This window comes from Gilliamella sp. B3783 (genome assembly GCF_026536125.1).
Classification (GTDB): Bacteria; Pseudomonadota; Gammaproteobacteria; order Enterobacterales; family Orbaceae; genus Gilliamella.
In genome coordinates this window covers 132669-157818 of record NZ_JAFNOU010000007.1, presented here as the reverse complement: position 1 = coordinate 157818, position 25150 = coordinate 132669, and the positions used below count along the sequence as shown (strand labels likewise).

The window sequence follows — 25150 nt, the reverse complement described above, 5'->3', positions numbered from 1 at the left end:
AAAATATAAAGAGGAGATGATCAATGAAATTGACTTCAAAGGGGCGATATGCGGTAACAGCAATGTTGGATGTAGCACTACATTCAAGCTCTGGTCCGGTTTCACTTGCCGATATTTCAGAACGTCAGGAAATCTCATTATCTTATCTTGAACAATTGTTTGCGCGTTTACGTAAAAATGGCTTAGTACTAAGTGTTAGAGGACCAGGTGGTGGTTACGTGCTAAGTCGAAGTATGGATCAAATTGCAATTAGTTCGATTGTTAAAGCTGTAGATGAAACAGTTCACGCCACAAAATGCCATGGTCAAAATGGCTGTCAAGGTGGTGTTAGATGTTTAACACATAGTTTATGGAATGATTTAAGTGAACGCATTGATGACTTTTTAACAAGCATTACACTAAGTGAATTAGTGAATAATAAGGAAGTTAAAGCGGTAGCAGACCGTCAAAGTCACATACAGCAAGTTAGGATTAACTAATAAATATATAATACAGAATTTGTAATTGGGAGTAATAAATGAAACTACCTATTTATATGGATTATGCAGCGACAACGCCGGTTGATCCTAGAGTAGCTGAAAAAATGATGCAATATTTAACACTCGACGGTATATTTGGTAATCCGGCATCTCGATCTCATAAATTTGGATGGCAGGCCGAAGAAGCGGTAGATATAGCAAGAAACCAAATTGCTGATCTAATTGGTGCAGATTCACGAGAAATTGTGTTTACCTCTGGCGCTACAGAAGCCGATAATTTAGCCATTAAAGGGGCTGCCCATTTTAATCAAGCAAAAGGTAAACACATTATTACCTGTAAAACGGAACATAAAGCGGTACTTGATACTTGTCGTCAATTAGAACGAGAAGGCTATGAAGTGACTTATTTGGCCCCTGAATCTAATGGAATATTGGATTTAGATAAGCTTGCAGCTGCAATGCGTAGTGATACAACTGTTGTATCTATTATGCACGTTAATAATGAAACAGGCGTGGTTCAAGATATTGAAAAAATCGGTGAGATGTGCCGAGAACGAGGTATTGTTTTTCATGTTGATGCAACGCAAAGTGTTGGTAAATTACCGATTGATTTAACAAAGTTAAAAGTCGATCTTATGTCGTTTTCTGGACATAAAATTTACGGTCCTAAAGGCATTGGTGGGCTTTATGTAAGACGTAAACCTCGTGTTCGTATCGAAGCACAAATGCATGGTGGTGGTCATGAACGTGGTATGCGCTCAGGCACGTTACCTGTACATCAAATTGTTGGGATGGGCGAAGCCTATCACATAGCTAAAGAAGAAATGGCTACTGAAATGCCGCGACTATTAGCACTTAAAAATCGCCTATGGAATGGTTTAAAAGATATTGAAGAGGTTTACTTAAATGGTTCGTTAGAGCACAGTGCACCCAATATCTTAAATGTTAGCTTTGCTTATATTGAAGGCGAATCATTGATGATGGCTTTAAAAGATTTAGCTGTTTCATCTGGCTCTGCTTGTACTTCAGCTAGTTTAGAACCTTCATATGTTTTGCGTGCATTAGGATTAAATGATGAACTGGCTCACAGTTCAATCCGTTTTTCATTAGGCCGTTTTAGCACTGAAGAAGAAGTGGATTATGTAATTAAACTAATCAAAAATTCTATTGGCAAATTGAGAGATTTATCGCCACTTTGGGAAATGTTTAAAGATGGCGTTGATCTAACAAAAATTAAGTGGTCAGCCCATTAAAATTAGGAGCAAATTATGGCATATAGTGAAAAAGTCGTTGATCATTATGAAAACCCACGCAATGTTGGCTCTTTCGATCAAAATGATCCTAATGTTGGTAGTGGTATGGTTGGTGCGCCAGCGTGTGGCGATGTAATGCGATTACAAATCAAAGTGAATGATGCGGGTATTATTGAAGATGCTAAATTCAAAACTTATGGTTGTGGTAGTGCAATAGCATCCAGCTCTTTAGTCACCGAATGGATTAAAGGTAAATCGTTAGATGAAGCGCAGGCGATTAAAAATACTGATATCGCAAAAGAACTTGCATTGCCACCTGTTAAAATTCACTGTTCAATTTTAGCCGAAGATGCAATTAAAGCCGCAATTGATGATTATAAAACTAAGAAAGGGCAAGGTTAATGGCAATCACATTAACAACAAGTGCAGCAAATCGAGTTCAATCCTTTTTGGCTAATCGCGGAAAAGGTGTTGGGCTTAGGTTAGGTGTAAAAACATCCGGTTGTTCAGGTATGGCTTATGTCTTGGAATTTGCTGATGTGATTAATGACGATGATAGCGTTTTTGAAGATAAAAATGTCAAAGTGATCGTAGATAAAAAAAGTTTAGTTTATATTGATGGAACAGAACTTGATTTTGTCAAAGAGGGTCTAAACGAAGGCTTTAAATTCAATAATCCTAATTCTAAGAATGAATGCGGTTGTGGCGAAAGCTTTAATGTTTAGTTGGAGCTATCATTATGGATAATTACTTTGAGTTATTTCAGTTACCTGTACAGTTGCCGGTTGATTCAAAACAGTTAGCGCTTCATTATCAACAGCTACAAAGACAATATCACCCAGATAATTTTGCGACTGCAAATGACAGCGAAAAATCCGCTGTTGTACAAAAATCGGCTAAAATTAATGATGGTTATCAAACATTAAAAAATCCGATCAAAGCGGCTGAATATTTTTTATCGTTACAAGGTTTTGATATTGCAGCAGAACAGAGCATTATTCATGATGCCGATTTTTTAATGGAGCAATTTTCTTTGCGTGAAAGGCTTGATGACATTGAAAATCAAACTAATTTTACCTTGTTAGATGATTTTCATGCAGAAATTATTGAACGTGAAAAAACAGTTTATAATCAATTACTAGCGCTCATTGCTAAACAAGATTGGCAAACTGCACTTAATCAACTCTATAAAATCCGTTATCTCACTAGATTGATTGAACAAATCGAGAAGTTACAAGAAAAGCAATTTGCTTTATAATTTTAAGATTAGTCGCACGTCAACAGAGATAGATTAAATGGTATTATTACAGATCAGTGAACCAGGACAAACACCAGAACCCCATCAACGTCGTGTGGCGGTAGGCATTGATCTTGGTACAACAAATTCACTCGTCGCAACAGTTCGTAGTGGACAATCCGAGGTTTTACCTGATTTAGACGGTAATGCTTTATTGCCATCAGTTGTTCATTATGGCATCGATTATGATGATAATCCGGTTATTACCGTTGGAAAGAATGCTAAAGATAATGCTGCCAACGATCCCAAAAATACAGTAAGTTCTGTTAAAAGGTTAATGGGCAGAAGTTTATCCGATATTCAATTTTCGCATTTTCCCTACGCATTTTCACAAACTGAAAATGGCGTACCCTTATTAAATTTACCTAATGGCCAAGTTAATCCGATTCAGGTTTCAGCCGAAATCTTAGTTGCTTTAGCCAATAGAGCAAAACAGACATTACAAAGTGAAATTGATGGCGCGGTGATTACTGTTCCTGCCTATTTTGATGATGCTCAGCGGCAAGCAACCAAAGATGCTGCAAAGTTAGCTGGATTGCATGTACTTCGTCTTTTAAATGAACCAACCGCCGCCGCGATTGCTTATGGTTTAGATTCCGGCAAAGAAGGGGTGATTGCCGTTTATGATTTAGGTGGCGGTACGTTTGATATTTCTATCTTGCGCTTACATAAAGGGGTGTTTGAAGTATTAGCAACGGGGGGCGATTCTGCACTTGGTGGTGATGATTTTGACCGACTACTTGCAGATTATCTAAAAAAACAAGTCGGTTTAGAAACTAACACTGATCCCCATATCAACCAAACAATTATTGATGAAGCGGTTAAAATCAAAATTGCACTAAGCCAGAAAGATTCTGTTTTAGTCAACATAGAAGGTCAATCTTTAACTCTAACACGTAAACAATTTGAAGCGTTAATTGAACCGTTAGTCAAACGCACATTGGCGGTTTGTCGCCGGGCATTAAAAGATGCTCAAACTGATATAAGTGATATCGTTGAAGTTGTGATGGTCGGTGGTTCTACTCGCGTTCCGTTAGTTCGTAAACTTGTCGGCGATTATTTTAAAACTGAGCCACTAACTTCGATTGACCCAGATAAAGTTGTAGCTATTGGTGCAGCAATACAGGCGGATATACTCGTTGGCAATAAGTCAGATTCCGACATGCTATTGCTTGATGTTATTCCCTTGTCTTTAGGGATAGAAACGATGGGCGAATTGGTTGAAAAAATTATTCCACGTAATAGCACAATACCGTGTGCGAGGGCGCAAGAATTCACCACATTTAAAGACGGACAAACGGCGATGATGATTCATGTTTTACAAGGTGAACGTGAAACTGTTGCTGATTGCCGATCACTTGCAAGATTTACGTTAAGGGGTATTCCTCCTATGCCAGCAGGTGGAGCGCATATTCGAGTTACCTTTCAAGTCGATGCTGATGGTTTGTTAAGTGTCACTGCAAAAGAGAAATCAACAGGCGTTGAAGCAGCGATTCAAGTTAAGCCATCTTATGGGTTAACAGATAAAGAAATCGCGTCCATGATTCAAGATTCTATTAGCTATGCACAGCAAGATAAACAAGCTAGGATGCTCGCTGAACAAAAAGTTGAAGCCGCACGAGTTCTTGAGAGTTTGCAAAGCGCCTTAGATAAAGACGCCGATTTATTAAGTGAAAATGAACTGGATCAGATTTTAGCAGCTAAACATCAATTACAAGCCGTAAGTGAATTAGATGACAGTTATACCATTGAAAAACAAATCAAAGTTGTTGATAAAGTGACACAGGAGTTTGCTGCTAAGCGAATGGATAGGTCAATTCGTCATGCTTTAACTGGTCATAAAGTTGATGATATTTAACTAACGAGATTATTATGCCAAAAATTACTTTTTTACCTAATGCCGATCTTTGTCCTGATGGATTAACTGTCGAAGCAGAAGAAGGCGAATCTATTTTAGAAGTTGCTTTGCGCAATGACATTGAAATTGAACATGCTTGTGAGATGTCTTGTGCTTGTTCAACTTGCCACTGTATTGTTCGAAAAGGATTTGATTCACTCGAAGAGAGTGATGAACAAGAAGACGATATGCTGGATAAAGCGTGGGGTGTTGAACCGCATAGTCGCTTAAGTTGCCAAGCTCGAGTGACCGATGAAGATCTTGAGGTTGAAATCCCAAGATATAGTCTTAACCACGCTAAAGAAGATCATTAATCAGTCGCCTTTATGGCGGCGCCTAATTTACTTATCATTTGAGATTTTAATTTTTTCTATTTTTCTTTGATTTTGATATCGTTGTGATTTTTGTCACATTTTTCTTATTAAAAATAATACTTTACTATTAACTTGATTATCGTTTTGGTATAGTTGATTTATAGACATGTGCTGAAAAATAAACAGGTGTTTATGAATCATAGAGAAAAGCAAATCTTAACAATTATCCGTAATAATCCGCTTATCCAACAACATACAATAGCTGACATGTTAGGTATCACTCGCTCGAGTGTTGCAGGTTATATTATGACACTGACTCAAAAAGGCTATATAAAAGGAAAGGGTTATATTTTATCAGAAAATAATCATATTGTGGTGGTTGGTTCGAGCAATATGGATGTGACTGGATATTCAGATAAGAAATTAGTTTATGGTGATTCAAACCCAGGAAAAATTGCTTGTACACCTGGTGGTGTCGGTCGTAATATTGCTGAAAATTTAGCATTATTGGGACAAGATACTCATCTGGTTTCTATGATAGGTGATGATTTTTATGGCATGCAATTGATTGAGCACACGCGAAAAGCTGGCGTTAATATGGATCATTGCCACGTTGTAAAAGGGGATAGTACTTCAACTTATCTTTCTCTATTAGATGAAGCTGGTGAAATGATTCTAGCTATCAACGATATGGACATTATTGATAAGTTAACACCAAGTTTATTAAATGAGTCAAAACAATTGATTCAACATGCAAAATTATTAATTATTGATTGTAATTTACAATCAGAGGCTTTGGCTTGGTTATTCAGTAACGCAGGCTCAGTCCCTATTTTTGTTGATACCGTTTCAGCCTTTAAATCGCATAAAATAAAAGATTGGTTATCACATATTCATACTTTAAAACCTAACCGCCTTGAAGCTGAAATGTTAAGTGGCATAAAAATTAATAGCGATAAAGACATACCAGCTGTTATTGATTGGTTTCATAAACAAGGCGTGCAGCGAATAGCGATCAGTACGGGTGCTGAAGGTGTTTATTACAGCGAAATCAATGGTGAGCAAGGTTGGTCTGCTTCTATTCCTACAACAATTATTAGCGTTACAGGTGCAGGTGATGCGATGCTTGCTGGCCTTGCTCATGGCTATTTGGATAATATGAGTTTTTATCAAAGTGTGAGATTTGCTCAAGCGTGCTCATCTTTAACGTTATCATCTGAATTTACCAATAATCCAAATCTATCTATTAATTGTGTTCAAAATATATTGGAGTCTGTTTCATGAATAATGTATCTACCTATAATCAATATCTCGATATCTCGCCAGAAGTTAAACAAGCGCTTGACAATAATCAACCTGTCGTTGCTTTAGAATCGACCATTATTTCACATGGCATGCCTTATCCGCAAAATGTGGAAACCGCATTAAAAGTGGAAGAAATTGTCAGAAAAAATGGCGCAATTCCTGCAACGATTGCGGTAATTAACGGTCGATTAAAAGCTGGGTTATCAAAAGAAGAGATCACCATTCTTGGTAAAGAAGGATTAAATGTAACAAAAGTAAGCCGTCGTGATTTACCAGTTGTTGTAGCCAATAAACAAAATGGTGCGACAACCGTTGCAGCTACAATGATTATTGCTGAATTAGCGGGTATTCGAGTTTTTGCAACCGGCGGGCTTGGTGGCGTTCATCGTGGCGCTGAGCATACCTTTGATATTTCAGCCGATCTTCAAGAACTCGCTAATACAAGTGTCGCTGTAGTTTGTGCTGGTGCCAAATCAATTTTAGATTTAGGTCTAACGATGGAATACCTTGAAACATATGGGGTACCTGTGGTTGGTTATCAAACCGAAAAACTGCCGTCGTTCTTTAGCCGAACTAGTCCGTTTGATGTTAGCGTAAAACTAGATAGCGCTAAACAGATTGCCGACATGATTAACGTAAAATGGGATTTGGGTTTAAAGGGTGGCGTTGTGGTTGCAAATCCTATTCCTGAACAATATGCAATGGATGAGCAAATTATTTCCGTTGCGATTGAAAAAGCGTTACAAGAGTCGGTTGAGAAAGGGATTAAAGGTAAAGAAACCACGCCATTCTTGTTAGCCAAAGTGGTAGAAATAACGGGTGGTGATAGTTTAGAAGCTAATATCAATCTCGTCTTTAATAATGCTAAATTAGCATCAGAAATAGCAATAAATTATTGCCATATTAAATAATTACTATTAAATTTTTAGTCTAAAGGAAGAATAGCTATATTTATTTAATGCACTTCCTTTAGGTATTATCGCTTTAGTACCTGTAATCCTAAAAATATTTGTTTGATTTGTTAAAGTCATTATCTTTACTCTTTATGAATTACTCCTTGCATTAGTTAATTATTTACGTATAATTGACGCACTTTGTTTGTTGAATTTTTGATAAGCAAATGCGTATGAAGATATAATCCTTATTTAATAATATTGAATTATATCAACAATACTCCCGATTTGGGGGTTACGAAAAAGAACGGATTACACTCTCCTGTCAATCGAAACAGGGTAAGAGGAGTAGTCTTTTGTTATAACTTTTAAATAGTGGAGCTCTGGTCTCATGTCGAACCAAAGAATCCGTATCCGGTTAAAAGCGTTTGATCATCGTTTGATAGATCAATCAACTGCTGAAATTGTAGAAACTGCGAAGCGCACAGGCGCACAAGTTCGTGGTCCTATTCCATTACCGACACGCAAAGAGCGTTTTACCGTATTGATTTCTCCGCACGTTAATAAAGACGCGCGTGATCAATATGAAATTCGCACTCACAAACGTCTAGTTGATATTGTTGAGCCAACTGAAAAAACAGTTGATGCTTTAATGCGTCTAGATCTTGCTGCCGGTGTTGATGTGCAGATCAGTTTAGGTTAATCCTAGGCTGAATGATTGAGAGGTCGAAACAATGATTGGTTTAATCGGTCGTAAAGTAGGAATGACACGAATCTTCACCGAAGAGGGTGTTTCTATTCCTGTCACCGTAGTTGAAGTTCAAAGTAACCGCATTACTCAAGTAAAAACGCTTGAAAATGATGGTTATCAAGCTATTCAGGTTACTACTGGCAGCAAAAAAGCAAGCCGCGTAAACAAACCTGAAGCAGGTCATTTCGCTAAGGCTGGCGTTGAAGCTGGTCGTGGTCTATGGGAATTCCGTTTTGAAGAAGGTGAATTTACTGTAGGTCAAAGCATTAACGTTGATATTTTTACAGACGTTAAAAAAGTTGATGTTACTGGTACATCTAAAGGTAAAGGTTTTGCTGGCGTAACTAAACGTTGGAATTTCCGTACTCAAGATGCAACCCATGGTAACTCTTTGGCACACCGTGGTCATGGCTCAATTGGTCAAAACCAAACTCCAGGTAAAGTGTTCAAAGGTCGTAAAATGGCAGGTCACCTAGGTAATGAACGTGTAACTGTTCAAAACTTAGATATTGTACGTGTTGATGCAGAGCGTAACCTTTTATTAATTAAAGGTGCGGTTCCTGGCGCAATCAATAGTGACGTAATTGTTAAACCAGCAATCAAGGCTTAACGTCGAGGAGATAGAGATGGAATTAGTAGTAAAAGACGCGCAAGCGCTTTCTGTTTCCGAAACTACCTTCGGACGTGAGTTTAATGAAGCGTTAGTTCACCAAGTAGTTGTTGCTTATGCATCTGCTGCTCGTCAAGGCTCTCGCGCACAAAAAACTCGTGCAGAAATCGCTGGTTCAGGCAAAAAACCATGGCGTCAAAAAGGCACAGGTCGTGCTCGTTCAGGTTCTATTAAGAGCCCAATCTGGCGTAGTGGTGGTGTAACATTTGCAGCAAAACCACAAGATCATAGCCAAAAAGTTAACCGTAAAATGTATCGTGGTGCATTAAAGAGTATTTTCTCTGAATTAGTGCGTCAAGAACGTTTAGTTGTGGTTGAAACATTTACTGTTGAAGCACCTAAGACTAAATTATTAACTCAGAAATTAAATGATATGAATCTTAATGATGTTCTAATCATTACCTCTGACGTTGATGAAAATCTTTTCTTAGCAGCACGTAACTTGCATAAAGTTGATGTGCGTGATGTGGCAGGTATTGATCCAGTTAGTTTGATTGCATTTGACAAAGTGGTTATCACTGTTGATGCCGTTAAACAAGTAGAGGAGATGTTAGCATGATTCGTGAAGAGCGTCTGCTTAAAGTCCTGCGAGCACCACATGTTTCTGAAAAAGCATCTATTTCAATGGAAAAAACAAATACATTAGTATTGAAAGTTGCTAAAGATGCTACTAAGAGAGAGATTAAAGCCGCAGTTGAACAACTATTTGAAGTTAAAGTAGATGACGTAAATACGCTTGTTGTTAAAGGCAAAGTAAAACGTCGTGGTCAACAAATCGGTCGCCGTAGCGACTGGAAAAAAGCTTACGTTACTTTAGCAGAAGGTCAAAACTTAGACCTTGCTGGCGTCGCTGAGTAATTCGGAGGAGTAAGAACAATGGCAGTTGTTAAGTGTAAACCTACATCTCCGGGTCGTCGCCACGTTGTTAAAGTGGTTAACCCAGAGTTGCATAAAGGTAAGCCTTATGCACCGTTGCTTGATTCAAAAAGCAAAACTGGTGGTCGCAATAATAATGGTCGTATCACTACCCGTCATATCGGTGGTGGTCATAAACAACATTATCGTATTGTCGACTTTAAGCGTAATAAAGATGGTATTCCAGCAGTTGTTGAACGTTTGGAATATGATCCGAACCGTAGTGCAAATATTGCATTGGTTCTATATAAAGACGGTGAACGTCGTTATATTTTAGCGCCTAAAGGCTTAAAAGCAGGTGATCAGATCCAATCTGGTGTTGATGCATCAATTAAAACAGGTAACTGTTTACCAATGCGCAATATTCCAGTCGGTTCTACCGTGCATAATATTGAAATGAAACCAGGCAAAGGCGGACAACTTGCTCGCTCTGCTGGCAGTTATGTTCAAATCGTTGCGCGTGATGGTGCTTATGTAACATTACGTCTACGTTCAGGTGAAATGCGTAAAGTGTTATCTGATTGCCGCGCCACTATTGGTGAAGTGGGTAACTCAGAACATATGCTTCGCGTACTAGGTAAAGCGGGTGCTTCGCGTTGGCGCGGTGTTCGTCCTACTGTTCGTGGTACAGCAATGAACCCGGTAGACCATCCACATGGTGGTGGTGAAGGTCGTAACTTTGGTAAACATCCTGTGTCTCCATGGGGTCAAAAAGCCAAAGGATTGAAAACGCGTAGCAACAAACGTACTGATAAGTATATTGTTCGCCGTCGCAATAAGAAATAATTAATATAGAGGATTAGCTATGCCACGTTCTCTCAAGAAGGGTCCTTTTATTGACCTACACTTGCTGAAGAAGGTAGAGAAAGCGGTGGAAAGCGGGGACAAGAAACCAATTCGTACTTGGTCCCGTCGTTCAACGATCTTTCCTAACATGATCGGTTTGACCATCGCTGTCCATAATGGTCGTCAGCACGTTCCAGTTTATGTTTCCGACGAAATGGTTGGTCATAAATTGGGTGAATTCGCGCCGACTCGTACTTATCGCGGCCATGCTGCGGATAAGAAAGCTAAGAAGAAATAAGTAGGAGAAAGAGATGGAAACAATTGCAAAGTACCGCCACGCTCGTTCTTCTGCACAAAAAGTTCGCTTAGTTGCAGATCTTGTTCGCGGTAAGAAAGTGTCTCAGGCACTTGATATTTTAACGTACACCAATAAAAAAGCGGCTGTACTAGTTAAAAAAGTATTAGAGTCTGCTATTGCTAATGCAGAGCATAACGATGGTGCTGATATTGATGATCTAAAAGTTGCGAAAATTTTCGTAGACGAAGGCCCAACCATGAAGCGTATTATGCCTCGTGCAAAAGGTCGTGCAGATCGAATTTTGAAGCGTACGAGTCACATCACCGTGATCGTCTCTGATCGCTAGGCTGGAGAATAGCAATGGGTCAAAAAGTAAATCCAAATGGTATCCGACTAGGCATCGTCAAGCCTTGGACATCTACATGGTATTCGGGTACAAAGACATTCGCTGATAATTTAGAAAGTGATTTTAGAGTGCGTGAATTCTTAAACAAAGAATTAGCACAAGCATCAATCTCTAAGATTGTAATCGACCGTTCAGCAGAAACTAACGTTCGCATTACTATTCACACTGCTCGTCCGGGTATTGTGATTGGTAAAAAAGGCGAGGACGTTGAAAAATTACGTAATGCCGTAGCTTCTATTGTCAATAAATATAAAGACAAGAAAGAGAAACGTGATGTTGCAGTACAAATTAATATTGCTGAAGTTCGTAAACCAGAACTTGACGCTAAATTAGTTGCTGACAGTATTACCTCTCAGTTAGAACGCCGTGTTATGTTCCGTCGTGCTATGAAACGTGCGGTTCAAAACGCAATGAAAGCGGGTGCTAAAGGTATCAAAGTTGAAGTAAGTGGTCGTTTAGGCGGCGCTGAAATCGCTCGTAGTGAATGGTATCGTGAAGGTCGTGTGCCTCTACATACTCTACGTGCTGATATCGATTATGGTACATCTGAAGCATTAACTACCTATGGTATTATTGGTGTTAAAGTGTGGATCTTCAAAGGTGAGATCCTTGGTGGTATGGCTGCCGTTGAACAAGCAGAAAAACAACCTGCTGCTCAACCGAAAAAGCAGCGCAAAGGCCGAAAACAATAAGGAGCGTCGCTGATGTTACAACCAAAGCGTACAAAATTCCGTAAAGTGCACAAGGGCCGCAATCGTGGTCTTGCTGTAAGTACTGACGTTAGTTTCGGTACATTCGGTCTTAAGGCTGTGGGTCGTGGTCGTTTGACTGCGCGCCAGATCGAAGCAGCACGTCGTGCTATGACTCGTGCAGTTAAGCGTCAAGGTAAAATCTGGATTCGAGTTTTCCCTGATAAACCAATTACTGAAAAACCACTTGAAGTGCGTATGGGTAAAGGTAAGGGTAACGTTGAATACTGGGTTGCTCAGATTCAACCAGGTAAAGTCCTTTATGAAATGGACGGAGTACCGGAAGAAGTTGCTCGTGAAGCATTTGCGTTGGCAGCTGCAAAACTGCCAATTAAAACCACCTTTGTGATTAAGACGGTGATGTAAATGAAAGCAAAAGAGCTACGCGAAAAAAGCGTTGAAGAGTTAAATACTGAACTTCTTAATTTATTACGTGAGCAATTTAACTTACGTATGCAATTAGCTGGGGGTCAGTTAACACAAACTCATGTGTTAAAACAAGTGCGTCGTAATATTGCACGAGTTAAAACATTATTAACTGAGAAGGCGGGTGCGTAATATGACTACTGAAGTAAAAATTCGTACTCAGCAAGGTCGTGTTATTAGCGACAAAATGGATAAATCTATTACTGTAGCTATTGAACGTAAAGTGAAGCATCCGTTATATGGTAAGTTCATTAAACGTACGACTAAATTGCATGTACATGATGAAAACAACGAGTGTGGTATTGGTGATACTGTAGAAATTAAAGAGTGTCGTCCATTATCAAAAACCAAATCTTGGACTCTTGTTCGAATCGTAGAAAAAGCAGTTAGTTAATCTTTTTGATTAAAAACTGTACATAATATAATAAACGGCTCATCGGCCGTTTATTTTATGCTATCCATTTTATTTGAGTGGTGTTATACTATGCGCCCTCACATATGTGGGTTTTTGGTTGTCTATTCTTATCCATGGTAGTTGAGGTGGATGAAGGTAGATTAGACAATAATTTATTTATACGGAGCATTAAAATGATCCAAGAACAGACTAGGCTAGATGTTGCCGATAACTCTGGCGCACGTAGTGTAATGTGTATCAAGGTTCTCGGTGGATCGCACCGTCGTTATGCAGCGGTTGGTGATATCATCAAAGTTACCATTAAAGAAGCAATTCCACGTGGTAAAGTAAAGAAAGGTGATGTACTTAAAGCTGTGGTTGTGCGCACTAGAAAAGGTGTTCGTCGTCCTGATGGATCTGTCATTCGTTTCGATCGCAATGCGTGTGTTATTTTAAATAATAACAGTGAGCAACCGATTGGTACGCGTATTTTTGGACCGGTCACTCGTGAACTTCGTTCTGAGAAGTTTATGAAGATCATTTCATTAGCACCAGAAGTACTGTAAGGAGCGGGTAATGGCAGCGAAAATCCGTCGAGAAGATGAAGTTATCGTGTTAACCGGTAAAGATAAAGGTAAACGCGGTAAAGTAAAAAGTGTTTTGTCTACAGGCAAAGTGATTGTTGAAGGTATCAATTTGGTGAAAAAACACCAAAAACCAGTACCTGCATTAAATCAAGATGGTGGAATTGTTGAGAAAGAAGCAGCTATTAATGTTTCTAACGTAGCAATTTTTAACCCAGCTACAGGCAAAGCAGATCGCGTAGGCTTTCGTTTTGAAGACGGAAAAAAAGTCCGTTTTTATAAGTCTACTAATGAATTAATCAATTAAGTAATTTGGAGTGTACGATGGCGAAACTGCATGATTACTACAAAGCACAGGTAGTAAATAAACTGCAAGACCAGTTTGGCTACAAATCTGTCATGCAAGTCCCTCGGATCGAAAAGATCACCTTGAATATGGGTGTGGGTGAAGCAATTACTGATAAGAAATTATTAGATAATGCAGTTGCTGACTTAGCAGCAATCAGTGGTCAAAAACCACTTGTCACTAAAGCACGCAAATCAGTTGCTGGTTTTAAAATCCGTCAAGGGTATCCTATTGGTTGTAAAGTCACTTTACGTGGCGAACGTATGTGGGAATTTTTTGAACGTCTAGTTTATATTGCTCTTCCTCGTACTCGAGATTTTCGTGGTTTAAGCGCAAAATCTTTTGATGGTCGTGGCAATTATAGCATGGGTATTCGAGAACAAATCGTTTTCCCTGAAATCGATTATGATAAAGTTGATCGTGTTCGTGGTTTAGATATTACTATCACAACAAGTGCACAATCAGATGAAGAAGGCCGAGCTTTATTATCTGCCTTTAACTTCCCATTTCGTAAGTAAGGTAGGGCATAATGGCTAAACAATCAATGATTGAACGCGATAAGAAACGCGTAAAGCTAGCAGAAAGATATTTTGCGAAGCGTCAAGAATTAAAAGCGATTATCTCTGATCTTAATGCATCAGATGAAGATCGTTGGAATGCAGTGCTTAAATTGCAAACGCTTCCTCGTGATTCTAGTCCATCACGTCAACGTCGTCGTTGTCGTCAAACCGGTCGTCCTCATGGCGTCCTTCGTAAGTTTGGTTTAAGCCGTATTAAGGTCCGTGAGTCAGCCATGCGTGGTGAGATTCCAGGTCTTAAAAAGGCAAGTTGGTAATCAGGGGAGTGTTATAGATGAGCATGCAAGATCCTATAGCAGATATGTTGACCCGCATTCGTAACGGTCAAGCTGCGAATAAAGTTGCAGTCACCATGCCTTCCTCTAAGCTAAAAGTGGCAATTGCCAATGTGCTAAAAGAAGAAGGTTATATCGGGGACTATAAAGTAGTTGGTGACACTAAACCAGAATTGGAAATCACTTTAAAATATTTCCAAGGTAAGGCTGTTGTAGAAAGTATTAAACGTGTTAGCCGTCCAGGTCTACGTATTTATAAACGTAAAGACGAATTGCCAAAAGTAATGGCAGGATTAGGTATCGCAGTTATTTCTACTTCTAAAGGTGTTATGACTGATCGAGCAGCACGCCAAGCAGGTCTTGGTGGTGAAATTATCTGCTACGTAGCGTAAGGGAGAAAAAAATGTCTCGTGTTGCAAAAGCACCTGTCGTTGTTCCTGCTGGCGTAGAGGTAAAACTCAATGGTCAGGTAATTACGATTAAAGGTAAAAATGGCGAGTTATCTCGTACAATTAATAATGCTGTTGTTATTAATCAAGAAGAAGGTCAAATTAAATTTGCCCCTCGTGACGGCTTTGCGAATGCTTGGGCTCAAGCAGGTACAGCGCGCGCATTGATTAACTCAATGGTTATTGGTGTTACTGAAGGTTTTACTAAAAAACTTCAGCTAGTTGGTGTCGGTTATCGTGCACAAGTTAAAGGTAATGCAATTGGTCTATCTCTTGGATATTCACATCCAATTGAACATCAATTACCTAAAGGTGTAACAGCTGAATGTCCTTCTCAAACTGAAATCGTACTAAAAAGTGCTGATAAACAGTTAATTGGACAAGTAGCAGCAGATATCCGTGCTTATCGTCGTCCTGAACCTTATAAAGGTAAAGGTGTTCGTTACGCAGATGAAGTTGTGCGTACTAAAGAAGCTAAGAAAAAGTAAGGTAACACTATGGATAAGAAATCAGCTCGTATCCGTCGTGCAACTAAAGCGCGTCGTAAGATGCATGAACTACTTGCAACTCGCTTAGTAGTTCACCGTACTCCGCGTCATATTTATGCGCAGATTATCGCACCAAACGGATCAGAAGTACTGGCAGCGGCTTCTACATTAGAAAAAGCTATCAGTGAAAGTTTAAAATACACTGGAAACAAAGATGCAGCAGCAGCAGTTGGTAAAGCAATCGCAGAGCGTGCATTAGCGAAAGATATCAAAGAAGTTTCTTTTGATCGTTCAGGTTTCCAATATCATGGTCGAGTTCAGGCGCTAGCAGATGCTGCTCGCGAAGCTGGCCTACAGTTCTAAGGTAGGAGTTAAAGATGTCAAACATCGAAAAACAAGCTGGTGAACTGCAGGAAAAATTAATCGCAGTTAACCGAGTTTCTAAAACCGTAAAAGGTGGTCGTATTTTTAGTTTTTCTGCACTAACTGTTGTTGGTGACGGTAATGGCCGCGTAGGTTTTGGATATGGTAAAGCACGTGAAGTGCCAGCAGCAATCCAAAAAGCAATGGAAAAAGCACGTCGTAATATGATTAATGTTGCGTTAAACAACGATACTTTACAGCATCCGGTTAAAGGTGCTCATACAGGTTCTCGTGTTTATATGCAACCTGCATCAGAAGGTACTGGTATTATCGCCGGTGGTGCGATGCGTGCGGTATTAGAAGTTGCTGGTGTTCGTAACGTTCTAGCTAAAGCATATGGTTCTACAAACCCAATTAACGTGGTTCGTGCAACAATTGATGGCTTAGAAAACATGAAATCACCTGAAATGGTTGCTGCTAAGCGTGGTAAAACCGTCGAAGAAATTTTGGGGTAATTAGCCATGGCAAAGACAATTAAAATTACACAAACTCGTAGTTCTATTGGTCGTCTACCGAAGCATAAAGCAACGTTAGTAGGTTTAGGATTACGTCGTATTGGTCATACTGTTGAGCGCGAGGATACACCTGCGATTCGCGGTATGGTAAACCAAGTTTATTACATGGTTAAAGTAGAGGAGTAATAGTAATGCGTTTAAATACTTTATCTCCTGCTGAAGGTTCAAAGCATGCACCAAAACGTCTAGGTCGAGGAATCGGTTCTGGATTAGGTAAAACAGGTACTCGTGGTATCAAAGGTCAAAAATCTCGTTCAGGTGGCGGCGTTCGTCGTGGCTTTGAAGGTGGTCAAATGCCTTTATATCGTCGTTTACCAAAATTTGGTTTTACCTCACGTAAAGCTATGGTAACAGCACAAGTTCGTCTTTCAGATTTAATGAAAGTTGAAGGTGATGTTGTTGACTTAAATAGCTTAAAAGTTGCAAATGTGATTAATTCACAAATCGAATATGCTAAAATCATGTTATCTGGTGAAGTAACTAAACCAGTTACCGTTCGTGGTATTCGAGTAACGAAAGGTGCTAAAGCTGCAATTGAAGCTGCTGGCGGAAAAATTGAGGAATAATTAGAAAGATGGCAAAGCAACCAGGATTAGATTTTCAAAGTACTCGAGGCGGTAGTGGTGAGCTTAAAAGACGTTTGATATTTGTGCTTTTAGCGCTTATTGTTTTTCGTCTAGGTTCTTATATTCCGGTTCCTGGTATTGATACTAAAGCGTTATCGGACTTACTAGCACAAGCATCATCTAATGGTATTGTCGGTATGTTCAATATGTTCTCTGGTGGTGCTTTAAGCCGTGCTTCAATTTTCGCATTAGGGATAATGCCATATATTTCTGCATCGATTATCGTACAGTTATTAACAGCTATTAGCCCTAAACTCGCAGAATTGAAGAAAGAAGGTGAATCAGGTCGTAAGAAAATTAGCCAATACACTCGTTATGGCACTCTTGCTTTAGCGATTGTACAGGCAGTTGGTATTGCGACTGGTCTACCGAATATTCCTGGTTATGGTCATGTTGTGATTAATCCAGGATTTTCTTTCTATTTTATTGCATCGGTTAGCTTAGTTACTGGCACTATGTTTCTTATGTGGTTGGGTGAGCAGATCACGGAACGCGGTGTAGGTAATGGTATTTCAATCATTATCTTTGCGGGTATTGTGGCAGGTCTTCCCCATGCAATATATGAAACAATTGAACAAGCTCGTTCTGGTTCATTGCATCCAATTTTATTACTAGTAGTCGCCGCATTAGTAGTTGGTGTGACTTATTTTGTTGTGTTTGTTGAACGTGGTCAACGACGTATTGTCGTCAACTATGCGCAGCGTCAGCAAGGTCGTCGTGTGTATGCCGCACAAAGTACACATCTACCATTGAAAATTAATATGGCAGGTGTAATTCCGGCTATATTTGCTTCAACAATCGTTATGTTACCATCTATGATGGCTTCTTGGTTTCAAGGAGATGGTGAAGGTTGGAGATACATTATTGTTCTTATAGGTCAATATTTTTCTCATGATCAACCGTTATACATAATCTTTTTTGCAGCTGCGATTATTTTCTTCTGTTTCTTCTATACCGCATTGGTTTTCAACCCAAGAGAGACAGCAGATCAGTTAAAAAAATCTGGGGCATTTATTCCAGGTATCCGTCCAGGTGAACAAACATCGAAGTATATTGACAAGGTAATGACACGGTTAACGCTAATTGGCGCTATCTACATTACTTTTGTATGTTTGGTACCAATGTTTATGACAAGTGCAATGAAAGTTCCTGTCCAATTTGGTGGGACCTCTTTATTAATTGTGGTTGTTGTAATCATGGATTTTATGGCACAAGTACAGACTTTAATGATGCCAAATCGTTATGAGTCAGTGTTAAAGAAAGCGAACCTTAAAGGCTATGGCCGATAAGTTAGCCAGAAGTTACGGAGAAAAAAATGAAAGTTCGTGCTTCAGTCAAGAAATTATGCAGAAATTGTAAAATCATCAAACGCAATGGCATCGTTCGTGTTATTTGCATTGAAGGTAAGCATAAACAACGTCAAGGTTAATTTTATTTAACTGTAAAGTTGAACTTTTGCATATTTTACTTGCCAAAGTATAGTAAAGCTGGCTAGAATAGCCAGCCTAAATTTATTTGTAAACTTGCTGTTTGAGTATCCTGAAAACGGGCTTTTCAGTATAGTAAGTTTACTAACATTAACAATAAAGGAGTGCATAGTGGCCCGTATAGCAGGCATTAACATTCCTGATCAACAACATGCTGTAATTGCGTTACAAGCAATTTATGGAATTGGTAATACTCGCGCTAAGACAATTTGTGCTGAAGCCGGTATTCCTGAACATGTAAAGATCAGAGAACTATCTGAAGATCAGATTGAAAAGTTACGTGAACAAGTCGCTAAATTTACTGTTGAAGGTGATTTACGTCGTGAAGTAACTATGAGTATCAAGCGTTTATTAGACCTTGGTTGTTATCGTGGCATGCGTCACCGTCGTGGACTTCCTGTTCGTGGTCAACGCACTAAGACTAACGCTCGTACCCGTAAGGGACCGCGTAAGCCAATCAAGAAATAATTGAGGTGATAATAAATGGCAAAGACACCTGTTCGTACACGTAAACGTGTTAAAAAGCAAGTTTCTGATGGTGTAGCTCATATTCATGCATCATTTAACAATACAATCGTAACTATTACCGATCGTCAAGGTAATGCGTTGGGTTGGGCAACCGCTGGTGGTTCTGGTTTCCGTGGCTCTCGTAAGTCAACTCCGTTCGCAGCTCAAGTGGCCGCAGAGCGTTGTGCAGAAGCCGTAAAAGACTACGGAATTAAGAATCTAGAAGTTATGGTAAAAGGACCTGGTCCTGGTCGTGAGTCAACAATTCGTGCATTAAATGCTGCGGGTTATCGTATCACTAACATTACTGATGTTACTCCGATCCCTCATAACGGTTGTCGTCCACCAAAGAAACGTCGTGTTTAATTATTTATTAAACATCGAATGTTTATAGGATTATTGGAGAAATAAAATGGCAAGATATTTGGGACCAAAGCTCAAATTAAGTCGTCGTGAAGGTACTGATTTATTCCTTAAATCTGGTGTCCGAGCGGTTGACAGTAAATGTAAGTTAGAACAAGCGCCTGGACAACATGGTGCGCGTAAACCGCGTTTATCCGATTATGGTGTTCAGTTACGTGAAAAACAAAAAGTTAGACGTATTTATGGAATTTTAGAACGTCAATTCCGTAATTACTATAAAAATGCTGCGCGTATTAAAGGCAATACTGGTGAAAACCTACTTGGTCTTTTAGAACGTCGTTTAGATAACGTTGTTTATCGTATGGGATTTGGCGCAACTCGTGCTGAAGCTCGTCAGTTAGTTAGTCATAAAGCTGTTCTTGTTAATGGTCACGTTGTGAACATTGCGTCTTATCAAGTTTCGCCTGAAGATGTGATTAGTGTTCGTGAAAAATCAAAAAAACAAGCACGTATTAAAGCCGCTTTAGAGTTAGCTGAACAACGTGAAAAACCAACATGGTTAGAAGTTGATGCTAGCAAAATGGAAGGTGTATTCAAACGCTTACCAGAACGTTCAGATTTATCTGCTGACATCAACGAACATTTGATCGTCGAACTTTACTCTAAGTAAAGTTTAGCACTTAAGAGAGGACATAATGCAGGGTTCTGTAACAGAGTTTTTAAAACCTCACCTAGTTGATGTTGTTCAATACAGCCCAACTCATGCAAAAGTGACTTTAGAGCCACTTGAGCGTGGTTTTGGACATACTTTAGGTAATGCACTACGCCGCATTTTATTATCATCTATGCCGGGATATGCAGTAACCGAAGTTGAAATTGACGGTGTTCTGCATGAGTATAGTACTAAAGAAGGCGTTCAAGAAGATGTACTTGATATTCTGCTTAATTTGAAAAAATTAGCAGTACGTGTGCATACTAAAGATGATGTTATGCTGACTTTAAATAAATCAGGTATTGGTGCAGTTACTGCATCGGATATCACTCATGATGGTGATGTTGAAATTGTTAATCCTGATTTAGTAATTTGTCATCTTACTGATGCCAATGCTTCAATTAGTATGCGTATTCGTGTACAACGAGGACGTGGTTATGTCCCTGCTTCTGCTCGCGTTAAGTCAGAAGATGAAGAGCGACCAATTGGTCGTCTATTAGTTGATGCTTGTTATAGCCCAGTTGAGCGCATTGCATATTCTGTCGATGCGGCTCGTGTGGAACAACGTACCGATTTAGATAAACTGGTTATCGATATGGAAACCAATGGTACCATTGATCCAGAAGAATCTATTCGTCGCGCATCAACTATTTTGGCTGAACAACTTGAAGCTTTCGTTGATTTACGTGATGTACGTCAACCTGAAGTTAAAGAAGATAAACCGGAATTTGATCCGATTCTTCTACGTCCAGTAGATGATCTCGAATTAACTGTTCGGTCTGCTAATTGCTTAAAAGCAGAAGCAGTTCATTATATTGGTGATTTAGTACAACGTACCGAAGTTGAGCTACTTAAAACCCCTAATCTTGGTAAGAAATCGCTTACTGAAATTAAGGATGTGCTCGCTTCTCGTGGTTTATCTTTAGGCATGCGTCTTGAGAACTGGCCACCAGCAAGTATTGTTGAAGACTAAGATAAAATTTATATAAGAAGGATAAAGTTATGCGCCATCGTAAAAGTGGTCGTCAACTGAACCGAAATAGCAGCCATCGTCAAGCAATGTTTCGTAACATGACTAGTTCACTTGTTGAACATGAAATCATCAAAACTACATTGCCTAAAGCAAAAGAGTTGCGTCGTGTTGTTGAACCGTTAATTACGCTAGCCAAAAGCGATAGCGTAGCTAATCGCCGTTTGGCTTTTGCTCGTATCCGTGATAAAGATACAGTGAAAAAATTATTTTCAGATTTAGGTCCACGTTTTGCTACCCGTCCTGGTGGTTATGTACGTATTTTAAAATGTGGTTTCCGCGATGGAGATAATGCACCAATGGCTTATATTGAATTAGTTGATCGCCCTGCAGTAGAAGCAGAAGCAGCAGCTGAATAAAAAATTTAACTCATTGAGAACTAAAACCGGCAATTAAGCCGGTTTTTTATTGAGCTGAATTTAACTTTTATACCTTCATCTTTAATAAACAAACTTGATGATTTTAGACAACCACTATCGTAATGGTTGCTTTGATAAGTTTCCTAAACAAATAATTGGAATAAATTGTTTATAGTTTTCGATATTTTATCTGACATACAGTTGTTATATTGTTAGCTATACTAAAGTCGTTTTAATACTTCAATTAATTTCACGTAATTAAAATATATTAAGCTTACTGTCTGTTTTGTTGATTAATTTTAATTGTTCTTAAATAAAAATAGGTTAATTTCAAGGTCGTTTAATAATGTGGGGGTGGTGTTTCTTCTGCTAAGCTGGCAATATTAGATGACTGATTTGCTTGTATTTTTTGTGATAAAAGCATTAATTGTTCTTTTAATTTGCTAATATCAGCTTGTAGGTGCATGACCATCTGATTGAGTTCTTCAATGGTCATATCTTGAAATGCTACTTTGGTTTCTAATAATTCTAATCGTTGTTTCATAAGATCTTTAATAAGAGTGTGTAAGTAAAGATACATTGTAAGTAAAAATGGTTATTAAATCCATCCTCGTTCAGCAAATGACACATATTGTCCTTTACCTATCACAAGATGATCAAGAATCCGAATATCAATTAATTCACAAACTTGTTCAATCTTTTGTGTCAGGACGCGATCGGCTTGACTGGGCTCTGCAATACCAGAAGGGTGATTATGCGCTAGAATTAATGCAGCTGCATTATACTGTAATGCCTGTCTAGCAATTTCGCGCGGATGAACTTCAACACAGTTATAGGTACCAGTAAACATTTCTTCTGCAGTAATTACATGATTTTGGTTATCTAAAAAAATCACCATAAAAATTTCACGATCTTTGTTTGCTAATCGACTTGCTAAATAATGATGAGTTAAAGAAGGTGAAGTAAGGGAATTTTCTTTCATTATTTTCACTTTAAGATAGCGATGTGAAAGTTCGACAACCGCCTTTAGTTGTGTGTATTTGGCGGTACCTAAACCATGTTTTTTACAAAAATCACTGTGACTTGCATTAATTAAATTATAAAAAGAACCAAATTCATTTAATAATTTTTGTGATAATTCTAAAACAGGTATATTTCGCGTACCTGTACGTAAAAATAATGCGAGCAATTCAGCATCACTTAATGTTTCAACCCCAAAACGTAAGAGTTTTTCACGAGGCATTAATGTTGGCGAGGGTGAGGACATAATTAGTAATTTATTCCAAAATAAGAATAAATTATTGATAAAAAGAAGGAAGTATAAAGGCCCAATTTAAAATTTTGGGAAATTAATCACAAAATACATGAATTCTTTACGAAAAAAAAGCGCCGACAGGCGCTTTTGTAATGAATTTTGTTCGGTGAATTAATGACAACCACAGCCACCATGACCACCGCCACAGCAACCTGTATCTTCATCTTCATCATCGTGGCCACCACAACCGCAACCACCATGTCCATGGTCGTGCCCGTGTGCACCGTGAATGTGTCCATGTGCTATCTCTTCTTCTGTTGCTTCACGAACCGCTAATACTTCAACATTAAATTGTAGATCTTGTCCTGCTAACATATGATTACCATCAATAGTCACTGTATCGCCATCAATAGCTGTGATTTCAACCGGTAATGAGCCATGGTCGGTATCAGCAAAAAAACGCATACCAACTTCTAATTCATCAACGCCTACAAAAACATCACGAGGAACGTTTTGTACTAAAGCATCGTTAAAATCTCCATAGGCATTGATGATTTCAACATCAAATTTATCACCAACTTGATGGCCTTCTAAGGCATTTTCAAGGTCTTGTAATAAGTTTCCTGCACCTTGTAAATATTCAAGTGGTGCAGCCGCTGTTGCTTCATCAACTAAAACCCCATCTTTTGTTCTAACTTGATAAGCTAAACTAACCACCGTGTTTTTTGCTATTTTCATATTTTCTCCAACAAACTTGTATTGCGCAAATTGGCATAGATTTTAACGGAAAAAACTCCATCTGTATGCTATTTTCTTAAGTTTATTACAAATCACTATGTTTAAGATGAAACTAAATAAGGTTTTTATAAAAAATTAATTTATCAAAATTTACGTTATTGCTAAATTGGTTATTTTATATGGCCTTGTAAAAATCTTATTTACCTTAACTGTATATGACAGTAAATTATAGTGTATTAGGAAATGATGATTCGAATTTGTAGACTTAAATCAGAAGTTTGCAATCAGTTAAATTTACGATATAGAAAATAACGGGTAGGTATCACAATGTTAAATGTTAATGAATATTTTGATGGTAAAGTTAAATCAATTAGTTTTGAAAATGCTTCGGCTGGTTCTGCTTCTGTTGGTGTAATGTTACCGGGCGAATATATTTTTAGTACTATCAATCCTGAAGAAATGACAGTTATAACGGGTTCGCTTAAGGTGTTACTACCTACAGCCGATGATTGGCAAGTTTTCCAAGCAGGACAAGTTTTTCATGTTGCTGGTGAAAGCAAATTTGATGTTCAGGTTGTTGAAGCGACAGCTTATCTTTGTCGTTATTTAGCAAATTAATAAGGCTATTTTAATTTATTATGGCTTTAAGATAATTAAACATTAATTAATGCCTAGAACGATACTCCCACCAATGGGGTGGGAGTATTTTAGCGTTTTTATAACTGAATCGATAACTTATTTAAGTTCTAACTCATTCATCGCCGCGATGCTAAAGCCACCATCAACATGGATGACTTCACCCGTAATGCCTGACGATAAATTGGAACATAAGAATGCTGCTGAATTACCGACATCTTCAATCGTTACTGTACGACGAATAGGCGTTACTGATTCACAATGTGATAACATCTTTTTAAAGTCTTTAATGCCTGATGCAGCTAAAGTACGAATAGGGCCAGCAGAAATGGCATTGACACGAATACCTTCAGGTCCCATTGCATTTGCCATATAACGTACATTTGCTTCTAAAGATGCTTTAGCAAGACCCATAACATTATAATTAGGAATTGCACGTTCAGCGCCTAAATAAGAAAGCGTGACTAATGCTGAGTTAGGATTCAGCATTGAACGACAAGCTTTAGCCATCGCAACAAAGCTATAAGAGCTAATATCATGCGCAATGGCAAAACCTTCACGCGTTACCGCATTAACATAATCACCATCTAATTGATCACCTGGTGCGAAGGCGATTGCATGAACAAAACCATCGAATTTATCCCAAGTTTTAGCTAGCTCTGTAAATAATGTTGTGATGCTTTCATCATGCGCGACATCACAAGGTAAAACGATTTTAGAATTAAAATCAGCAGCAAACTCTTCAACACGGCCTTTTAATTTTTCGCTTTGATAAGTAAAAGCTAATTCTGCGCCTTCACGGTGCATCGCTTTTGCAATACCGTAAGCAATAGAACGATTACTTGCAACGCCGGTAACCAGTATGCGTTTACCTGTTAAAAATCCCATAAATTGTTCCTCTAATATTTATTACTCTATATTTTAGAATGCTGATGATTATATGTTG

At 38.6% G+C, this 25150-nt stretch carries 42 protein-coding genes; 38 read left to right on the top strand and 4 right to left on the bottom strand.

Annotation, left to right across the window (positions count from 1 at the left end; translation table 11 throughout):
* Window positions 1–23: 23 nt before the first annotated feature.
* From iscR to rplQ, 37 genes are all read left to right on the top strand, one after another.
* Complete coding sequence (gene iscR / locus J3U59_RS08730) at window positions 24–479, top strand: Fe-S cluster assembly transcriptional regulator IscR (RefSeq protein WP_065634445.1); 456 nt, start codon at window positions 24–26, stop codon at window positions 477–479.
* Between the two features lie 38 nt (window positions 480–517).
* Window positions 518–1732 carry an IscS subfamily cysteine desulfurase gene (locus tag J3U59_RS08725; RefSeq protein WP_267333937.1) on the top strand — a complete coding sequence of 405 codons (1215 nt, stop codon included), beginning with the start codon at window positions 518–520 and terminating at the stop codon, window positions 1730–1732.
* Between the two features lie 15 nt (window positions 1733–1747).
* Window positions 1748–2134, top strand: coding sequence for a Fe-S cluster assembly scaffold IscU (iscU, locus tag J3U59_RS08720; RefSeq protein WP_065634447.1), 387 nt, complete (start codon window positions 1748–1750; stop codon window positions 2132–2134).
* On the top strand, window positions 2134–2457 hold the full coding sequence (gene iscA, locus J3U59_RS08715; protein ID WP_065634448.1) for an iron-sulfur cluster assembly protein IscA: 324 nt from the start codon (window positions 2134–2136) through the stop codon (window positions 2455–2457). Before iscU ends, iscA begins: the two co-directional genes overlap by 1 nt.
* Window positions 2458–2471: 14 nt before the next feature.
* On the top strand, window positions 2472–2990 hold the full coding sequence (gene hscB, locus J3U59_RS08710; protein WP_267333936.1) for a Fe-S protein assembly co-chaperone HscB: 519 nt from the start codon (window positions 2472–2474) through the stop codon (window positions 2988–2990).
* Window positions 2991–3027: 37 nt separating this feature from the next.
* Window positions 3028–4887: a Fe-S protein assembly chaperone HscA gene (hscA, locus tag J3U59_RS08705; RefSeq protein WP_267333935.1), complete on the top strand. Its 1860-nt coding sequence runs from the start codon at window positions 3028–3030 to the stop codon at window positions 4885–4887.
* 14 nt (window positions 4888–4901) lie between these two features.
* Window positions 4902–5240 (top strand): ISC system 2Fe-2S type ferredoxin, encoded by a 339-nt coding sequence (fdx, locus tag J3U59_RS08700; RefSeq protein WP_065634451.1) that lies wholly within the window; start codon window positions 4902–4904, stop codon window positions 5238–5240.
* Window positions 5241–5432: 192 nt separating this feature from the next.
* Window positions 5433–6524 (top strand): PfkB family carbohydrate kinase, encoded by a 1092-nt coding sequence (locus J3U59_RS08695; protein ID WP_267333934.1) that lies wholly within the window; start codon window positions 5433–5435, stop codon window positions 6522–6524.
* Window positions 6521–7456: a pseudouridine-5'-phosphate glycosidase gene (locus J3U59_RS08690; protein WP_267333933.1), complete on the top strand. Its 936-nt coding sequence runs from the start codon at window positions 6521–6523 to the stop codon at window positions 7454–7456. The genes J3U59_RS08695 and J3U59_RS08690 overlap by 4 nt, the downstream gene beginning before the upstream one ends.
* Before the next feature lie 373 nt (window positions 7457–7829).
* Window positions 7830–8141: a 30S ribosomal protein S10 gene (gene rpsJ, locus J3U59_RS08685; protein ID WP_006120582.1), complete on the top strand. Its 312-nt coding sequence runs from the start codon at window positions 7830–7832 to the stop codon at window positions 8139–8141.
* Between the two features lie 31 nt (window positions 8142–8172).
* On the top strand, window positions 8173–8799 hold the full coding sequence (gene rplC / locus J3U59_RS08680) for a 50S ribosomal protein L3 (protein ID WP_065567159.1): 627 nt from the start codon (window positions 8173–8175) through the stop codon (window positions 8797–8799).
* A gap of 16 nt (window positions 8800–8815) precedes the next feature.
* Entirely contained in the window at window positions 8816–9418 is a 603-nt protein-coding gene (gene rplD, locus J3U59_RS08675) for a 50S ribosomal protein L4 (RefSeq protein WP_025314384.1), read from the top strand.
* Window positions 9415–9717, top strand: a complete 303-nt coding sequence (gene rplW / locus J3U59_RS08670; RefSeq protein WP_034885052.1) for a 50S ribosomal protein L23 — start codon at window positions 9415–9417, stop codon at window positions 9715–9717. The genes rplD and rplW overlap by 4 nt, the downstream gene beginning before the upstream one ends.
* An 18-nt stretch (window positions 9718–9735) precedes the next feature.
* A complete protein-coding gene (rplB, locus tag J3U59_RS08665) occupies window positions 9736–10560 on the top strand; it encodes a 50S ribosomal protein L2 (RefSeq protein WP_065562943.1) in 825 nt (274 codons plus the stop codon).
* A gap of 19 nt (window positions 10561–10579) precedes the next feature.
* Window positions 10580–10858, top strand: a complete 279-nt coding sequence (rpsS, locus tag J3U59_RS08660) for a 30S ribosomal protein S19 (RefSeq protein WP_024496505.1) — start codon at window positions 10580–10582, stop codon at window positions 10856–10858.
* A gap of 13 nt (window positions 10859–10871) precedes the next feature.
* On the top strand, window positions 10872–11204 hold the full coding sequence (gene rplV / locus J3U59_RS08655; protein WP_034884235.1) for a 50S ribosomal protein L22: 333 nt from the start codon (window positions 10872–10874) through the stop codon (window positions 11202–11204).
* Between the two features lie 14 nt (window positions 11205–11218).
* Window positions 11219–11956 (top strand): 30S ribosomal protein S3, encoded by a 738-nt coding sequence (rpsC, locus tag J3U59_RS08650; protein WP_065634455.1) that lies wholly within the window; start codon window positions 11219–11221, stop codon window positions 11954–11956.
* Window positions 11957–11968: 12 nt separating this feature from the next.
* The gene (rplP, locus tag J3U59_RS08645; RefSeq protein WP_025314389.1) at window positions 11969–12379 is read left to right on the top strand and encodes a 50S ribosomal protein L16; all 411 of its coding nucleotides are present in this window, start codon (window positions 11969–11971) and stop codon (window positions 12377–12379) included.
* On the top strand, window positions 12380–12571 hold the full coding sequence (rpmC, locus tag J3U59_RS08640; protein WP_065634456.1) for a 50S ribosomal protein L29: 192 nt from the start codon (window positions 12380–12382) through the stop codon (window positions 12569–12571).
* 1 nt (window position 12572) lies between these two features.
* On the top strand, window positions 12573–12833 hold the full coding sequence (gene rpsQ / locus J3U59_RS08635) for a 30S ribosomal protein S17 (protein ID WP_025314391.1): 261 nt from the start codon (window positions 12573–12575) through the stop codon (window positions 12831–12833).
* Window positions 12834–13027: 194 nt separating this feature from the next.
* A complete protein-coding gene (rplN, locus tag J3U59_RS08630) occupies window positions 13028–13399 on the top strand; it encodes a 50S ribosomal protein L14 (RefSeq protein WP_025314392.1) in 372 nt (123 codons plus the stop codon).
* Window positions 13400–13409: 10 nt separating this feature from the next.
* Complete coding sequence (rplX, locus tag J3U59_RS08625; RefSeq protein WP_065634457.1) at window positions 13410–13724, top strand: 50S ribosomal protein L24; 315 nt, start codon at window positions 13410–13412, stop codon at window positions 13722–13724.
* Window positions 13725–13741: 17 nt separating this feature from the next.
* On the top strand, window positions 13742–14281 hold the full coding sequence (gene rplE / locus J3U59_RS08620) for a 50S ribosomal protein L5 (protein ID WP_065634458.1): 540 nt from the start codon (window positions 13742–13744) through the stop codon (window positions 14279–14281).
* A gap of 11 nt (window positions 14282–14292) precedes the next feature.
* On the top strand, window positions 14293–14598 hold the full coding sequence (gene rpsN / locus J3U59_RS08615) for a 30S ribosomal protein S14 (protein WP_065634459.1): 306 nt from the start codon (window positions 14293–14295) through the stop codon (window positions 14596–14598).
* A gap of 17 nt (window positions 14599–14615) precedes the next feature.
* Window positions 14616–15008, top strand: a complete 393-nt coding sequence (gene rpsH / locus J3U59_RS08610; RefSeq protein ID WP_034884228.1) for a 30S ribosomal protein S8 — start codon at window positions 14616–14618, stop codon at window positions 15006–15008.
* Between the two features lie 11 nt (window positions 15009–15019).
* A complete protein-coding gene (gene rplF / locus J3U59_RS08605) occupies window positions 15020–15553 on the top strand; it encodes a 50S ribosomal protein L6 (protein ID WP_267333932.1) in 534 nt (177 codons plus the stop codon).
* A gap of 9 nt (window positions 15554–15562) precedes the next feature.
* Complete coding sequence (gene rplR, locus J3U59_RS08600; RefSeq protein ID WP_025314398.1) at window positions 15563–15916, top strand: 50S ribosomal protein L18; 354 nt, start codon at window positions 15563–15565, stop codon at window positions 15914–15916.
* A gap of 14 nt (window positions 15917–15930) precedes the next feature.
* Window positions 15931–16431, top strand: a complete 501-nt coding sequence (rpsE, locus tag J3U59_RS08595) for a 30S ribosomal protein S5 (protein WP_025314399.1) — start codon at window positions 15931–15933, stop codon at window positions 16429–16431.
* Between the two features lie 6 nt (window positions 16432–16437).
* Window positions 16438–16617 (top strand): 50S ribosomal protein L30, encoded by a 180-nt coding sequence (rpmD, locus tag J3U59_RS08590; RefSeq protein ID WP_025314400.1) that lies wholly within the window; start codon window positions 16438–16440, stop codon window positions 16615–16617.
* Window positions 16618–16622: 5 nt separating this feature from the next.
* Entirely contained in the window at window positions 16623–17057 is a 435-nt protein-coding gene (gene rplO, locus J3U59_RS08585) for a 50S ribosomal protein L15 (protein ID WP_065634461.1), read from the top strand.
* A gap of 8 nt (window positions 17058–17065) precedes the next feature.
* Complete coding sequence (gene secY, locus J3U59_RS08580) at window positions 17066–18406, top strand: preprotein translocase subunit SecY (protein WP_267333931.1); 1341 nt, start codon at window positions 17066–17068, stop codon at window positions 18404–18406.
* Window positions 18407–18432: 26 nt separating this feature from the next.
* Complete coding sequence (rpmJ, locus tag J3U59_RS08575; protein ID WP_034884218.1) at window positions 18433–18546, top strand: 50S ribosomal protein L36; 114 nt, start codon at window positions 18433–18435, stop codon at window positions 18544–18546.
* Between the two features lie 169 nt (window positions 18547–18715).
* Window positions 18716–19072, top strand: a complete 357-nt coding sequence (rpsM, locus tag J3U59_RS08570) for a 30S ribosomal protein S13 (RefSeq protein ID WP_025314404.1) — start codon at window positions 18716–18718, stop codon at window positions 19070–19072.
* Between the two features lie 15 nt (window positions 19073–19087).
* On the top strand, window positions 19088–19477 hold the full coding sequence (gene rpsK, locus J3U59_RS08565; protein WP_034948028.1) for a 30S ribosomal protein S11: 390 nt from the start codon (window positions 19088–19090) through the stop codon (window positions 19475–19477).
* Between the two features lie 46 nt (window positions 19478–19523).
* Window positions 19524–20144 carry a 30S ribosomal protein S4 gene (gene rpsD, locus J3U59_RS08560; protein ID WP_065558591.1) on the top strand — a complete coding sequence of 207 codons (621 nt, stop codon included), beginning with the start codon at window positions 19524–19526 and terminating at the stop codon, window positions 20142–20144.
* 25 nt (window positions 20145–20169) lie between these two features.
* Window positions 20170–21159 (top strand): DNA-directed RNA polymerase subunit alpha, encoded by a 990-nt coding sequence (locus J3U59_RS08555; RefSeq protein WP_065634463.1) that lies wholly within the window; start codon window positions 20170–20172, stop codon window positions 21157–21159.
* Window positions 21160–21188: 29 nt separating this feature from the next.
* Window positions 21189–21575 carry a 50S ribosomal protein L17 gene (rplQ, locus tag J3U59_RS08550; RefSeq protein ID WP_034884211.1) on the top strand — a complete coding sequence of 129 codons (387 nt, stop codon included), beginning with the start codon at window positions 21189–21191 and terminating at the stop codon, window positions 21573–21575.
* Between the two features lie 340 nt (window positions 21576–21915).
* On the opposite strand, the gene J3U59_RS08545 is transcribed toward rplQ, so the two are convergent.
* The 3 genes from J3U59_RS08545 to slyD all read right to left on the bottom strand — a co-directional run bounded on the left by J3U59_RS08545 (window position 21916) and on the right by slyD (window position 23568).
* Window positions 21916–22119 (bottom strand): SlyX family protein, encoded by a 204-nt coding sequence (locus J3U59_RS08545; protein WP_416379596.1) that lies wholly within the window; start codon window positions 22117–22119, stop codon window positions 21916–21918.
* Between the two features lie 54 nt (window positions 22120–22173).
* Window positions 22174–22842 carry a RadC family protein gene (radC, locus tag J3U59_RS08540; RefSeq protein WP_267344398.1) on the bottom strand — a complete coding sequence of 223 codons (669 nt, stop codon included), beginning with the start codon at window positions 22840–22842 and terminating at the stop codon, window positions 22174–22176.
* A gap of 159 nt (window positions 22843–23001) precedes the next feature.
* Window positions 23002–23568, bottom strand: a complete 567-nt coding sequence (gene slyD / locus J3U59_RS08535; protein WP_267333929.1) for a peptidylprolyl isomerase — start codon at window positions 23566–23568, stop codon at window positions 23002–23004.
* Between the two features lie 327 nt (window positions 23569–23895).
* On the opposite strand from slyD, the gene ppnP reads away from it, so the two are divergent.
* Window positions 23896–24186 carry a pyrimidine/purine nucleoside phosphorylase gene (ppnP, locus tag J3U59_RS08530; RefSeq protein WP_065634467.1) on the top strand — a complete coding sequence of 97 codons (291 nt, stop codon included), beginning with the start codon at window positions 23896–23898 and terminating at the stop codon, window positions 24184–24186.
* 117 nt (window positions 24187–24303) lie between these two features.
* On the opposite strand, the gene fabI is transcribed toward ppnP, so the two are convergent.
* Window positions 24304–25092 (bottom strand): enoyl-ACP reductase FabI, encoded by a 789-nt coding sequence (fabI, locus tag J3U59_RS08525; RefSeq protein ID WP_267333928.1) that lies wholly within the window; start codon window positions 25090–25092, stop codon window positions 24304–24306.
* Window positions 25093–25150 lie beyond the last annotated feature (58 nt).